Source organism: Plantibacter sp. CFBP 8775 (assembly GCF_014839505.1).
Classification (GTDB): domain Bacteria; phylum Actinomycetota; class Actinomycetes; order Actinomycetales; family Microbacteriaceae; genus Plantibacter; species Plantibacter auratus.
Genome location: NZ_JACYNV010000002.1, coordinates 744,612 through 758,370, shown reverse-complemented (window position 1 = coordinate 758,370; position 13,759 = coordinate 744,612). Strand labels below are relative to the sequence as shown.

The 13,759-nt window shown below is 64.1% G+C and carries 10 protein-coding genes; 6 read left to right on the top strand and 4 right to left on the bottom strand.

Annotation, left to right across the window (positions count from 1 at the left end; all coding sequences use genetic code 11):
- Positions 1 to 38: 38 nt before the first annotated feature.
- From IFR14_RS16040 to IFR14_RS16030, 3 genes are read right to left on the bottom strand one after another with little or no spacing between them, the layout of a single operon-like run.
- Positions 39 to 2,327 carry a heavy metal translocating P-type ATPase gene (locus tag IFR14_RS16040; protein WP_275068422.1) on the bottom strand — a complete coding sequence of 763 codons (2,289 nt, stop codon included), beginning with the start codon at positions 2,325 to 2,327 and terminating at the stop codon, positions 39 to 41.
- Positions 2,324 to 4,375, bottom strand: coding sequence for a cytochrome c oxidase assembly protein (locus IFR14_RS21470; RefSeq protein WP_137243664.1), 2,052 nt, complete (start codon positions 4,373 to 4,375; stop codon positions 2,324 to 2,326). The genes IFR14_RS16040 and IFR14_RS21470 overlap by 4 nt, the downstream gene beginning before the upstream one ends.
- 9 nt (positions 4,376 to 4,384) lie before the next feature.
- Entirely contained in the window at positions 4,385 to 4,609 is a 225-nt protein-coding gene (locus tag IFR14_RS16030) for a heavy-metal-associated domain-containing protein (RefSeq protein ID WP_124769866.1), read from the bottom strand.
- A 174-nt stretch (positions 4,610 to 4,783) separates the two neighbouring features.
- On the opposite strand from IFR14_RS16030, the gene IFR14_RS16025 reads away from it, so the two are divergent.
- From IFR14_RS16025 to IFR14_RS16005, 6 genes are all read left to right on the top strand, one after another.
- Positions 4,784 to 6,268 carry a PepSY-associated TM helix domain-containing protein gene (locus IFR14_RS16025; protein ID WP_137243663.1) on the top strand — a complete coding sequence of 495 codons (1,485 nt, stop codon included), beginning with the start codon at positions 4,784 to 4,786 and terminating at the stop codon, positions 6,266 to 6,268.
- Between the two features lie 104 nt (positions 6,269 to 6,372).
- On the top strand, positions 6,373 to 6,954 hold the full coding sequence (locus IFR14_RS16020; RefSeq protein ID WP_137243662.1) for a DUF5134 domain-containing protein: 582 nt from the start codon (positions 6,373 to 6,375) through the stop codon (positions 6,952 to 6,954).
- Between the two features lie 25 nt (positions 6,955 to 6,979).
- Positions 6,980 to 7,861 carry an SDR family oxidoreductase gene (locus tag IFR14_RS16015; protein ID WP_137243661.1) on the top strand — a complete coding sequence of 294 codons (882 nt, stop codon included), beginning with the start codon at positions 6,980 to 6,982 and terminating at the stop codon, positions 7,859 to 7,861.
- 351 nt (positions 7,862 to 8,212) lie between these two features.
- Complete coding sequence (locus tag IFR14_RS20990; RefSeq protein ID WP_137243660.1) at positions 8,213 to 9,301, top strand: ABC transporter substrate-binding protein; 1,089 nt, start codon at positions 8,213 to 8,215, stop codon at positions 9,299 to 9,301.
- Entirely contained in the window at positions 9,276 to 10,355 is a 1,080-nt protein-coding gene (locus IFR14_RS16010; protein WP_342365721.1) for a FecCD family ABC transporter permease, read from the top strand. Before IFR14_RS20990 ends, IFR14_RS16010 begins: the two co-directional genes overlap by 26 nt.
- Positions 10,352 to 11,116, top strand: a complete 765-nt coding sequence (locus tag IFR14_RS16005; protein WP_124769860.1) for an ABC transporter ATP-binding protein — start codon at positions 10,352 to 10,354, stop codon at positions 11,114 to 11,116. The genes IFR14_RS16010 and IFR14_RS16005 overlap by 4 nt, the downstream gene beginning before the upstream one ends.
- A 28-nt stretch (positions 11,117 to 11,144) precedes the next feature.
- On the opposite strand, the gene IFR14_RS16000 is transcribed toward IFR14_RS16005, so the two are convergent.
- Positions 11,145 to 13,757 carry an excinuclease ABC subunit UvrA gene (locus IFR14_RS16000; RefSeq protein ID WP_342365720.1) on the bottom strand — a complete coding sequence of 871 codons (2,613 nt, stop codon included), beginning with the start codon at positions 13,755 to 13,757 and terminating at the stop codon, positions 11,145 to 11,147.
- Positions 13,758 to 13,759: the final 2 nt, after the last annotated feature.

Genomic DNA, 13,759 nt, shown 5'->3' with positions numbered 1-13,759 from the left:
TCAAAGCGGCCCGTCCGGTATGGGGCGGGCCACATCCGTCAGATCACACCAGCTCCGGCAGCGTTCTGCTGACCATGAGCGGACGGTGCGACCCCCCGCTCCGGCCTGGTCGGGGGAGTCGGCTGGTAATTCCGCAGCCGCAGACTGTTCGAGATGACCAGGATCGACGAGACGCTCATTGCGGCCGCGGCGATCAGTGGGTTGAGCAGACCAGCTGCCGCGATGGGGATAGCCGCCAGGTTGTAGCCGAACGCCCAGATGAGGTTGCCCTTGATGGTGCTCAGTGTCTTCCGGGACAGCTGGACCGCATCGACGACGACACCGAGATCATCGCGCACGAGGATGATGTCCGCCGACTTCATCGCCACGTCGGTGCCTTCAACCATGGCGAGGCCGAGATCTGCGGTGGCGAGCGCCGCTGCGTCGTTGATTCCATCACCCACCATCGCGACGACGTGTCCCTCTTCTTGGAGTCGACTGATGGTCGCCGCCTTCTCAGTCGGGAGGACCTCGGCGATCACCTCGTCGACACCTACCAGCGCGCCGACCCGCTCCGTCGCGGTCGTCGCGTCTCCACTGAGGAGGATGGTTCGGAGTCCGAGGTTCCGGAGTCGATCGATTGTCGGTCGAGCGGAGCGCTTGATCTCATCCGTCAGCACGAATCGTGCAGCAGTAGTGCCGTCGATGACGACGTACACGGCTGTGTGTTCCGGGTCTCCGATCGGCAGGTCATCGAGACTCGCTCCGTGTGCGCGTACGAGCTTCTCGCTCCCGACAAGGACCTCCTTGTCGTTGACGCTCCCGCGGGCACCCAGCCCTGCGAGCGTCTCATAGTCGGTGACGTCGAGATGATGAGCGCCGAGTCCATCGGCGTACTCCACCAGCGCTTTCGCGATCGCATGCTCCGATGCGGATTCGACGGACCGCGCCATGGCGAGAACCTCGCGTTCCATGTGAGAGCCTGCGATCACGGCGCCGGCAACACGCATCTGGCCCGTCGTCACCGTTCCGGTCTTGTCGAAGACGACGGTGTCGATTCGCCCACTTGCTTCCAGTGCGTCCTGTCCCTTGATGAGGATTCCGATCTGGGCCCCTCGACCGACGCCGACCATGAGCGCGGTGGGGGTTGCGAGGCCGAGAGCGCACGGACAAGCGATGATGAGGACCGCAATGGCCGTGCCGAAGGCGTCTCGAGGTGCTGCTCCGAACGCAAGCCACGCGAATCCGACGACGAGTGACAGTGAGATGACCGCTGGAACGAACACGGTGATGATCCGGTCGACGAGTTTCTGTACTCGGGCTTTTCGTTCCTGGGCCTGTTCAGCCAGCGACGCCATCTGTGCCAGCTGCGTGTTGGTTCCCACGGAGGTCGCTTCCACTGTCAGTCGGCCAGAGGTGTTGATCGTGCCGCCGACGACGGGGGATCCCTGGACGACCTCTATCGGAACCGGCTCGCCAGTCATCATGCTGGCATCGACGACACCGGAACCGGCGACGACGGTGCCGTCCGCGGCGATCGTCTCGCCGGCGAGGACGATGATTGTGTCGCCCTTGCGGAGCTCGATGGTCGGGATGACGTGTTCCACGCCAGATCTCAGCACTCTCGCCTCCGTGGCGGCCAAGTTGCCGAGTGCTGAGAGGACGTCGCCCGCCCGTCGGCGCGAACGCGTCTCGAAGTATCGACCCGCGAGTTGGAAGGTCGTCATGCCTGCCGCAACGTCCAAGTAGATCGAGTCCGCCCCGGCCGGGGTCATCCCGAATCCGAGCCAATAGCCTGGCTCGTCCGATCCGCCGATGAGGAGAGTCGTCACCGCCCATCCGAAGGAGGCGACGATGCCGAGCGATACCAAGGTGTCCATGCTCACGGTGCCATGGCGCAGATTTCTGATCGTGGCACGGTGGAACGGCAATGCGCACCAGAAGACGATGGGCAAGGCCAGCAAGATGCAGACGAGTTCCCACAGGGGAAATCTCAGATCGGGGACGAGGGCCAGGATGATGGTCAGGTCGCAGAGGGGGATGGTGAGTATCGCGGAGAGTGTGAGGCGCCGTCTCAGGGAGGCGATCCGGTCCGCCGTGGCACGGCGGTTCCAGTCGTCATCGCCCTCAGTGCGGACCACCGCACCGTAGCCGGCCTTGGTGATGGCTTCGAGTGCACGTTCGGACTCCGCTGGCGTGAGTCCGGCGACCACGGCTCGTTCGGTCGCGTAATTCACCGAGGCGGTCACGCCGTCCAACTTGTTGAGGCTTCGTTCGACTCGGCCGGCGCACGCGGCACAGGTCATTCCGCTGACGTTCAGTTCGAGGTAGTCGTCGCTGAAGTTCACGATCCAGTGTCCTTTCGTTGAGCGGATGCCGTCGGCTGCTGGGGCTGGAGCCGACCCCGGTCGGCGAGGTGTTTCAGCATGTCGTTGTACGCGTCGAAGTCCTCGTCCACCCCGGAATCGAGGTGTCGATCCTTGCGTTTCGCTTCTCGGTCATCTTGACGCGCCCATTGCAGGCACAGTGCGATCACCACGATGAGCAACGGGATTTCTCCCGCAGCCCAGGCGATGCCCCCGCCGAGGTGCTGGTCGGCGAGCAAGTCGTCGTGCCACGGAGCCCTCATGTAGGCGTAGAAGTTTCCGGCGATCAGCGTGGTGCTCGTCATCACGATCACTCCGAAGAATGCGTGGAACGGCATCGCTGCGAGGACGAACCCGAGTTTGCCGAGGTGCGGCAACGGCCGCGGGGGGCGATCCACGCCGATGATCAGCGAGTAGAAGAGGTACCCGGAGACCAGGAAGTGGATGTTCATGAGTTGATGCGACCAGTGGAAGCGCATAGCCTCCTCGAACAACGGCGACAGATACAACGCGTAGTACGACCCGACGAATACCAGGAACACGAGTATCGGATTGAACACCAATCGGGCGATCGGGCTGCCGATGATGTCGATCAACCATTCATGTGGTCCAGCCACGTCTCGTCGTTTGGCGGGCGGCGTAGCCCGAAGGAGGAGGGTGACCACGCCGCCCATCGCGAGGAGGACTGGGCCGAACATGTTCAGACCCATGTGCACCATCATGTGGATGCTGAACGACGGGCCGGAATAGGATCCGAATCCGGAGGACGTCGCGAAAACGATGACGGCCCAACCGAGGACCCAGGCCACGGTGCGGCCGACCGGCCATGCGTCCCCGCGGCGGCGGAGCCTGATGACGGCACCGAGGTACAGGATGACCGCCACAGCACCGACGACGGCGAACAAGATGTTGCCTCTCCATTCGCCGAAGAGGATGGCAAGCGTCGGGGTCTTCAGCATCTCGAAGCCGAACAGCACTTCCATGGCGCTGACGGGCATGAAGTACTGGGGCGGGGGGATTCTCGTCATCGCGACGGTGACGCCGATGTAGACGGCGGCCGTCAGGGCAAGCGGCCAGAGGTGCCTGAGGGCGACCGCCCTCGACGCATCCGGGGAGGAAGCATCCAGAAGCCGAGCAATGAGTGCTGACGCGAGCGCTGCGACGAGCAGGAGGACGAGGAGCCGGACGGCGATCAGTCCTGCTGTCGGTGTGAGGGCGAATCTCAGCAACACGGTCTTGAAGAGGAGCAAACCGATCTCCACCGCGAACGCGACGGCCCAGGTGCCTCGGAGTAGGACTCGGGCGCGCCGCAGCGTCCGTGGCGGGAGCCCGAAGCCTCTCGCCGTGACGAGGATGAGTACGATCGGCACACCGATCACGATCCCGGCTGCCGGCACGCCGAAGGTTGCGAGATCACTGCCGAAGTCATGGCCGGGCCCGACCAGGACCTGATGAACCAGGACTGGACTGATCAAGGCGAGGACCGCCACGGCCGCTAAGACGAGTGTGGTCGTCCAGGATCGCGTCCACCACGCGCCGCAGAAGATGATGAAAGCCGCGACGGTGACGAGGATCCAGGCTTTCGGGAGATCCATCGCGCTCACGAGGTAGGGCAGGCCGCCGGGAGACAGCACGCGCTCGAGCGTCACCCCGTTCGCATCCGCTGCGTCGAAGACGACCAGCCCACCTCCGGCGAGCGTCCAGACGAGTGCGCTCACCCGAACGACGGAGAGCTCGGCAATGTTCTCGACAACGGTTCGTTCTCGCCCGCTTCGGACCTGCAGGAACGCCACGTACACGAGCGCACTCACGCAGAGGATGCCCGCCCACTCGGCGATCAGCCGAAGGACACCGGTCCCAAGAGACACGGTTGGCCCCGGGTCGCCTCTGCTGAGGTCGACGTAACTCGAATCACCGACCGCCAGGATCACCCCGATCACGATGAGCGCCGACAGTGCCACCGCAGCGGTCAAAGGACGCCGAAGCGCCTGCACATGGCTCGGTCGCTCCCGCGCTGCGATGTCGTTCACAGAGGCGCCTCAGCTTGAGGCGAGGCCGTTGAAGGTGTAGCCGACGCCTTCGATGGCGTTCCGGATGGCGGCTTCGCTGAGCGGCGCGGTCGATGACACCTGCACGGATCCGGATTCGAGGTGGACGTCCACCGCGTGGACTGTGGAGATCTCGGAGAGCTCTTCGGTCACGGACGCGACGCAATGCTCGCACGTCATACCTGATACCGAGTAGGTGGTCGTGATGTCGGACATGAGGTACCTCTCTCAGTCGATGGAGGGCAGCTGCCCTCGTCTACTCTACAAGCAGTAGTACGCGCGTATGTCATCCCGCCTGTCCGATGTTCCGTTGCCACGGAGGGTCGCCGCATGTGCTCTACTATTTGTAGAGCACATGCGAAAGCACGCTCTCGGTTTCCGCAGATCCTCATGGAACTCGGTGACTCCACGCGCCCGAAGGAGAAGGTATTGACCAGGTTGCACGACCGCCAGGACGCACGCGGCGCTGATGCGGGCCCTCCGGCGGGGCTGCCCCGCCGGCGCAGCTGGTTTCCGTCCTTTCTCCTCCGCCTGCATTTCTACGCCGCCATCTTCGTGGGGCCGTTCATCCTCGTCGCTGCGGGCAGTGGGGCTCTGTATGCGTTGACGCCTCAGTTGGAGCAGATGGTCTACGCCCAGCAGCTGCATGCGCCGGTGCGTGGTCACACCGTGCCACTCGCCGAGCAGATTGCTGCCTCGGAGGCGTTTGTCGGTGGGTCAGAGACCATCGTCGCAGTGCGGCCGGCACCTCGCCCGGGTGACACCACCCGCGTGATGTACGCGGACGGCCGTCTCGGGGAGAGTGAGACGAGAGCGATCTTCGTCGATCCTTCGACCGCGGAGATCCGCGGGGACCTCACCGCCTATGGGACGAGTGGCGCTCTCCCGATCCGCACATGGATCGATCAGTTGCATCGCAATCTCCACCTGGGCGATGCGGGACGACTGTACAGCGAGCTCGCCGCATCCTGGCTTGGCATCATCGCCCTGGCAGGCCTCGGGCTGTGGATAGCGCGTATACGGAGGAGTCGCTCCAAAAGAGACTTCCTCCGCCCCAATCGTTCGGCGCGCGGATATCGCCGCATCTTCTCTTGGCATGCATCCACCGGAGTGTGGCTACTCATCGGCGCTCTGTTCCTCTCGGCCACGGGTATCTCGTGGTCGCAATGGGGTGGGGGGAACTTCAGCACGCTTCGTCAAGCGTTCGATTGGTCGACTCCGTCAGTACAGACGGACCTCTCCGGCGGTTCATCCCCAAGCGGAGAACACGCTGGGCATGGCGGGGGAGGTGCGTCCGACGGCGGTACTCCGGCTCCTGCACCCTCTCCCGGGGATTTCGAGCGAGCACTGGCTGTCGCCCGAGGCGTCAACGTCAACACGGGGTTGGTGGAGATCAGGCCCCCCGCAGAGGCAGGCTCGGCGTGGGTGGTCCAGGAGATTCAACGCAGCTTTCCGACGGAAGTAGACGCGGTCGCCATCGACGGTGCGACGATGCGAGTGACGGACCGCACGGATTTCTCGGAATTCCCACTGGCGGCGAAGCTCACGCGCTGGGGCATCGACACCCACATGGGATCGATGTTCGGGCTCCCCAATCAACTGGCGTTGTTCGTGCTCGCGGCCGGGATCATGGCAATGGTCATCTTCGGGTACCTGATGTGGTGGAAGCGCCGTCCAACGGGCGGCGGGCGCCTCGTCGGGAAGCCGCCGGCCTCACAGGTGCTTGCACGTGCACCCTGGTGGGGGGTGCTGGCGATCCTGGCCGGGGGGCTGGTGATCGGGCTGTTCCTTCCGCTGCTCGGTCTGAGTCTCGCCGCCTTCGTCGTCACGGACGTGCTGGTCGGGGAATTCCAACGACGTGCGACGCGAGCGTGATGGTTTCAGGAACACCTCGACCCCAAGCTGCCACCTCCCCCAGCATCTGCTCGACGTTCGCCGTATCCACGTTCTGAAGGGACACCGTGCCGTACCCAACCCCCGTGGCGATCATCATGACCGTCCTGTTCTTCGTCACCGGCGTCGGCTACCTCATCCGTGCCGCGCGAGATCGCGACCCAGTAGGGCGGCTCAGCGACATCTTCCACGTGGTCATGAGCTTCTCCATGCTCGCGATGCCATGGTCCTGGGGTATGGCCGTTTTTCCTCCGGTCATCCAGATCATCGTCTTCTCGTTGGCCACCCTGTTCTATCTGGTGCTGCTCTTCGGCACTCCCGCTCCGGCTCGTCACACGGACCCGGATTCGCCCATCTCGAGTCATCATCACGCTGGCTGGGCCAGGGTCGGGTTCCATGCGTTCATGATGGGAGCGATGGTCGTCATGGGCGTCCTGATGAACGGCATGTCCCACGACGAGGGGCACATGGATCCGCCGCAGGGCCTCATGTGGACGGCCGAGAACGTCATCAGTGTGTCGTTCATGGTCGCCTTCGGTGTGTCGACGATCTGGTACCTCGCGAGTTTCATCCGCCTACGACGGGCTCCCTCTGTCGTTCGTCTGAACCTCTCCCTCATGGCGCTCATGGCGATCGGTATGTGCCTCGGCTTCTGGCCGGTGTGGTGAACCTGCCGACGTCGCTTGTCGACCAATGCGCGAGTGTCAGAGGAAGTGGGTGAGGCCGATGAGTAGTCCGTCGCCGAGGTACATCGTGCACGGTGCAACAGGGGCGCAAGGAGCACCCGTCGTGACCGCGCTCACCGCTGCCGGCTTCAACGCGATCGGGGCTATCCGAGATGTCACTCGCATCGGAGGCCCGGCCATGGTCGTAGATCTGTCGTCCACCGAAGCTCTGATACGGGCCTATCGCGGTTCGGGTGGCGTCTTCATCCACCTCCCTGAGGGACGACCGGAGGACCATCGCGCGCAGATGATGGCGGTCAGCCGAGCCATTCGCGTCGCTCGACCCAGGCGCGTCGTCATGTCCACGAGCGGGCACGCAATTGGCCCCGGCTCCGGTTCGGCCATCGCCATCCTGCATCATGAGCTGCAGGCCATCGGTGTCCCGTTCGCCGTCGTCGAGCCGCAGATCTCGCTTGAGAACCTGCTGGCGCCGCAGATCTTCGACGCAGCGCTTCGCGAGGGGGTGCTCCGGCTCCCGATGCACCGTGACGTAAGGCTCCGCTGGAGCTCGCACCTCGATGTCGCGGACACCGTCACCCAGCTCTTCCACCAGCACGTCGGCGGGCGCGTATTGGTCGGTGCCTCTCCGGGGCTGTCTGGTCCCGACATCGCGGCTGGTTTCAGTCGCTACTTCGAACGTGAGATCGCCTACGAGGCCATCTCGCAGGACGCGTTCCTTGAGCTCAGTGCGTTCGCCGACGGGGGCGCGGTGTCCGGCCAGTCTGTCGTCGACCGCCTGCACCGTGCTCAGGTTCAGAGTCGGGCGACCGACGGTTCAGTGTCCGCTGTGAGCCTGTTGGGCCTGCGGCCTCGAGCGGTGCACGAATGGCTCGGGGACCTCGGTATCTGAGTGCCGGCGTGGACGTGTCTTCGAACCTGGCCGGGGTCATCGTCCCTGATGCGCACCACCTTGAGGGAGGAGGCCGACCCGTGTGTCTCCGTGACGAGCGGAAGGGCCGGCCTCCGATTGGATGGGACGCTCCTCAGGTGACGACATCGCATCCGAGCTGATTCTACAACATGTAGAACAAACCCGCGAGCTCCATGGATCGTTGCTCTACATGATGTAGAGTAGCGTCGTGAATCATGCACTCGTGCTCGACCTTGGCGTTATACGGGTGTTCTCCACGCTCTGGGTCCTTCCGTCGATCAGTGGTTGGGCCATCCACGCACTCGTGTCCTGTGAAAGGCGATCTCGCTCATGAACTCTCCCCGTCAACGACGCACCGCGCTCGCGGTCGGAGCGGCATTCCTCCTGGCGGCACTGGCTGGTTGCTCTGCGCAAGCTGCAGCACCCGAGGCTGCTCTTACCGACGGAACGAAATTGACCGGGGGAGCGACCAGCTATCCCTTCACGATCGACAACTGCGGATACGAGCAGACGTTCGAGAAAGCTCCTGAGCGGGTCGTGCTCCTCAACGGCGCTTCGGTCAGCGAAGTCGAGTCGATGGTCATGCTGGGGCTGAGCGATGCTGTGCTCGCCAATGCGCAGAACTACGGCATGTCGGACAGTCCCGAACTCGTCGAGCAGATCGACGCACTGCCGACAGCGAATCTCGACATGGGGAGTTTCGACATCCCGTCGGAACATCTCCTGGCGCTCAAACCAGACCTGGTGATATCGACCTGGTCTGGAGGTTTCGACGCGGATGCCGGGCAGGCAACGCGGGAGGAACTCGCAGGTCTCGGTATCGAGTCCATTGTGAATCCTGCCAACTGTGCCATGGGGAAGGATGATGCGACTGACGCCGAACGAGAGACGTTCGCCTCTGCCACGATCGAGTCGTCCTTCGACTTCTTGAACCTTGTCGGCAACGTGTTCGACGTGCAGGCCGCGGCACAGGCACTCGTCGATGAGCAACGTCAACAGATCGAAGCCGTCTCACTGGCCGTGGACGGAGCGGACCGACCGACCGGGCTCATCGTGTTCCCAGGGATGTCGATGATGAGTGCGAACGGACTTCCGGCGGTCATGGCCGGCGGTATTTTCGACGATGTGCTCGAGCGAGCCGGAGTCACGAGTACCTTCGCCAACGCGGACACCGACCTGACCGAGAACATCACTGAAGAGCAGTTGGCGGCAGCCGATGTGCAGCTGCTCGTCGTCGGTGGATTCATGCCGGGGGAGGACCTCGACGCCGCGGCCGCAAAGATCTTTGCCGCGTACCCCCAGTGGGAGGCTTCACGGACCAACAACTACGTCAAGGTCTCCGACGGGGTGTACGTCGGCCCTACGAACGCCGCAGCCATCGACAAGATCGCCCGTGCCGCACATCCCGACGCGTTCTAGAACGGTGCCGGCGGCCAGTGCCGCGCATCGTTCGGGGGGAAATGCGCCACTCGCATGGTGGTTGGCGGCGACGGTCTGCGTGACCGTTGTGGTGGCGCTGCTCGCGATCGGTTTCGGTAGCGTCAACATCTCCGCAGACCGGGTCATCGCCGTGTTGTGTGCGAACCTCACCCGTCGAGCGGCAGGGCTCGATCCGCTCGACCAGCAGATCGTCTGGGAGCTGCGAGTCCCCCGGGTTCTCATGGCCGCCGTCGTGGGCGCCAGCCTCGCACTGGCCGGTGCCGCACTCCAAGGGTTGCTCCGAAATCCGCTCGCAGATCCATTTATCGTCGGTGTGTCGTCCGGGGCCTCGTTGGGGGCAGTGTTGGTCATGTCCTTCGGCTCCGGCGCGCTGTTCGGACTCAGCACACCGGCGGCGGCCTTCATCGGTGCGCTGGTTCTCCTGCTCCTCGTCTTCGCGTTCGCTCAGCGGTCCGGTTCGTTCACGGACATCCGTTTGGTGCTGTCGGGAGTGGCGTTGGGATACGTCGCGATGGCCGGAACCAGCTTTGCGCAGTTGCAGGCCGAGCCTGGACAGGTTCGGGGCATCCTCTTCTGGATGATGGGGAGCGTAGCAGGGGCTCGTTGGGAAACGCTCGCCTTGCCCACTGTCGCTCTGCTCGGAGCTGGTGCTTGGCTGCTCATTCAAGCGCGCGGGTTGAATGCGCTTGCTCTCGGAGACGATGACGCCGTCGCCGTGGGAGTCGATCTCCGTCGATTCCGACTCGGACTGCTGCTTGTCGCTGCGCTCTTGACCGCCGTCACGGTGGCTGTCGCAGGCGGCGTCGGGTTCGTCGGCTTGATCGTCCCTCACGCGGTTCGAATGCTGGTCGGAGCGGACCATCGGCGGCTGCTGCCCGTCTCCGCGCTGTCCGGCGCAGTCTTCCTGGTCCTCGTCGATCTCGTCGCGCGGACCATTGGCAGCCCGAACGAGTATCCACTCACGATCTTCACGGCTTTGGTCGGCGGGCCCTTCTTCCTCTGGTTGATGCGTTCGCCGGAGGGGCGGTCATGAAGCTCTCCATCGATGAGCTCCAGGTGAGCGTGGGAGGACGGCCGTTCATCGAGCAGCTCTCGCTGGATATCGAGCCGGGCGCGTTCGTCGCGATCGTCGGACCGAATGGTTCAGGGAAATCGACGCTGCTTCGCGCCCTGTATCGTGCGCTGAAGCCTGACACGGGGCAGATCATCATCGGCACAACAGACGTGTGGGAGGCGTCACCCCGGGAAGCTGCGAAGTTGCGGGCCGTGGTCACGCAACACCAGACGAACAACGACGGTCTCCGCGTGAGTGACATCGTCGCCACAGGACGTCATGTGCACCAGCCGTGGTTTCGTGGTGAGTCGGTCCGAGATCGCGATGTGATCGAGTCTGCTTTGCAGCGCTGCAGAGCCGCTCACCTCTCGGATCGCCGCTACAGCACGTTGTCGGGCGGTGAGCGCCAGCGGGTACTCCTGGCTCGTGCCCTTGCACAGGACGCGCCTGTCCTCCTACTGGATGAGCCGACGAACCACCTCGATGTCACTGCGCAGCACGAGCTGCTCGAGCTCCTGGCTGCGGTGGAGCTCACCCGCATCATCGTGTTGCATGACCTGGATCACGCCGTCTCCCACGCCGACCGCATCATCGTCATGAAGGACGGTCGTGTCCACGCCGATGGTCCGCCGGCTCAGACGCTGACCCCGTCGCTGACCAACGACGTCTTCCACGTCGATTCGCGCATCATCGACCACCCCATCACCGGGCGCCCCCATATCGTCACCGCGTCGCCATGACCTGCCCGGCCCGAATCCGTTCTTCCCGTCAGCCGACAGTCCGCTCACCAGTGATCTTCAGGGCAGGTCCCAGGTATCGGCCTGTGACGCTTTCCGGGTTGCGGCAGACCTCCTCAGGAGTGCCGGTCGCCACGACCCTGCCTCCCTCGACACCTCCACCCGGCCCCATGTCGATCACGTAGTCGGCGTTCGAGATCACGTCCAGGTCGTGTTCGATGACGATCACCGTCGCGCCGGTGGCCAGCAATCGATCCAGGACGCCGAGGAGGACCGAGATATCGCGAGGATGCAGGCCGACAGATGGTTCGTCGAAGATGAAGAGCGTGCCTCGATGCTTCCGACCGAGCTCGGTTGCAAGCTTCAGCCGCTGAGCCTCGCCCCCGGACAGTGCCGGTGTGTCCTCGCCCAGCGTGAGATAACCGAGGCCGAGAGAGCTGAGCGTCTGGAGCCGCTGAGCGATGCGAGGACGGTCGGCCAAGATGTCTCCAGCGTCCTCGACCGTGCTGGCGAGAAGCTCCGGCAGACTTCGGTCACCCCGACTGGTGGTGATCCTGACGCTGTCCGCGTCCGGCCCGTACCGGGTTCCGACACACGTCGGACAGGGGATCTCGACATCCGGAAGGAACTGGACGTCGAGTACGACCTGCCCCGTACCCTCGCATCGGGAACACCGGAGGGACCCGGTGTTGTACGAGAAGTCACCCGCGCCCAGTCCTCGAGCCCGCGCGACATCGGTGGCGGCGAAGAGTCTGCGTAACTCGTCGAGGATGCCACTGTAGGTCGCGACCGTCGACCGGACGTTGGTGCCGATCGGAGTCGCGTCGACCACCTCGGCGCTCGAGAGGCCTGCAGCACTCAAGCTCTGGACGTGGGCGGGTATCTTCGTGCCGTCCCGGCTTGCATTGATGGCCGCTGCCAGGCTGTCGAGCACCAACGTGGTCTTGCCCGAGCCGGACATGCCGGTGACCGCGATGAGTCGCCCCTTCGGGATCGCGACCTCGAGTGCATGGACCGTGTGGACGGGCGTCGTTGCGACCTGGATCGTGCCCATCGAGAACATCTCATCGGCTGTGGCGCGCTTCCGGCCGATGACGTCCTCATCCCCGACCAGGTAGCCCCCGATCAGTGAATTCGGATGTGCGCCGATCTGCGCGACGGTTCCCTGAGCGAGCACCGTCCCGCCGTTTCCGCCTGAACCGGGACCGATCTCGATCACCCAATCGGCTTCGCGGAGCACCTGCACGTCATGGTCGACGAGGATGACCGAGTTCCCATCGTCCAGTAGGTCGCGCATCACCCCGACCAGACCGTCGATGTTCGCCGGGTGGAGCCCGATGGACGGCTCGTCCAGGACATACAGGACTCCAGTCGTCTGGTTACGGACAGCTCGAGCGAGTTGCACCCGCTGGCGCTCGCCGGTGGAAAGGGTCGAGCTCGCCCGGTCGAGGGTGAGATACCCGAGACCAAGCTCGAGGAGACGCGTGCCCATCTCGGCGAATTGTTCGGCGATCAGCCTCGCCATCGGGCGAAGCTCGGATGAGACGAGGCTCGGGATCGTGGCCATCCAGTCCATGACGGCGCTGAGGTCCTTGCTGGTCGCGGCGGCCAGGTTGATTCCGTCGACCTCGCTACCGAGAGCGTCGTTCGACAGTCGGCTCCCGTGGCATGACCAGCACTCCTGCGCTGTGATGAACCGATTGACTCGTGCCAGCCCCGTTTCGCTCGTTGCCTTGTCCATTGCTTCGCGGACCGCGAGTCGGGCATTGCGGTAGGTGAAGTTCAGGTCGAAGAGCTTCCCGGATTTCGAGGGCACTCGGATCTCGCGCTTGACCGAGGCCCCATCGAGGACAATGCTCCGTTCCGCGTCGGTGAGGTCGTGGTACGGCACATCGATGCGTACTCCGAGTTCAGCAGCGACCTGCGGCATCACGGACAGACCGAACATCCCCCAGGGTGCGACGGCGCCTTCGCTGATCGATTTCGTCGGATCAGGCACAAGCGCCGCGTCGTCGATGTCGCGGACGAATCCCGTCCCGGTGCACACCGAGCACGCACCGTCTGAATTGAAGGCGAGGGACTCGGCACCGGGGGGATAGAACGTCGCTCCACAGATTGGGCATTGGAGATCCAGGTTCGCAGCGACATCGATCGTCGGGGCGAGACGGTGTCCATTGGGACAGAGGTGCGACCCAAGCCGCGAGAACGCGACTCTCAAAACGTTCAGCAGCTCTGTGGACGTGCCGAACGTCGATCGTACGCTGGGCACACCCGGCCGTTGACGCAGTGCGAGCGCAGCCGGCACGTAGGTGACCGAGTCGACCGTGGCACGGGCAGCGTGCGTCATGCGTCGGCGGGTGTAGGTGGAGAGTGCTTCCACGTATCGGCGTGATCCTTCCGCGTAGACCACGCCGAGCGCCAGGGAGGATTTTCCAGAGCCGGAAACCCCCGCGACTGCGACGAGCTGATTCAACGGGATGTCCACATCGACGTTCTTCAGATTGTGCACGCGGGCGCCGCGCACCAAGATCGCCGTTGGCCGAGTCTTTGACATAGTCGCCTCCTGATTACGTGGATATGAAGTCTCGTTCGTCGTTCTCGGTCTCATGCCAGCTGATCGACCCATGCCCGGCCACCAGTGCACCC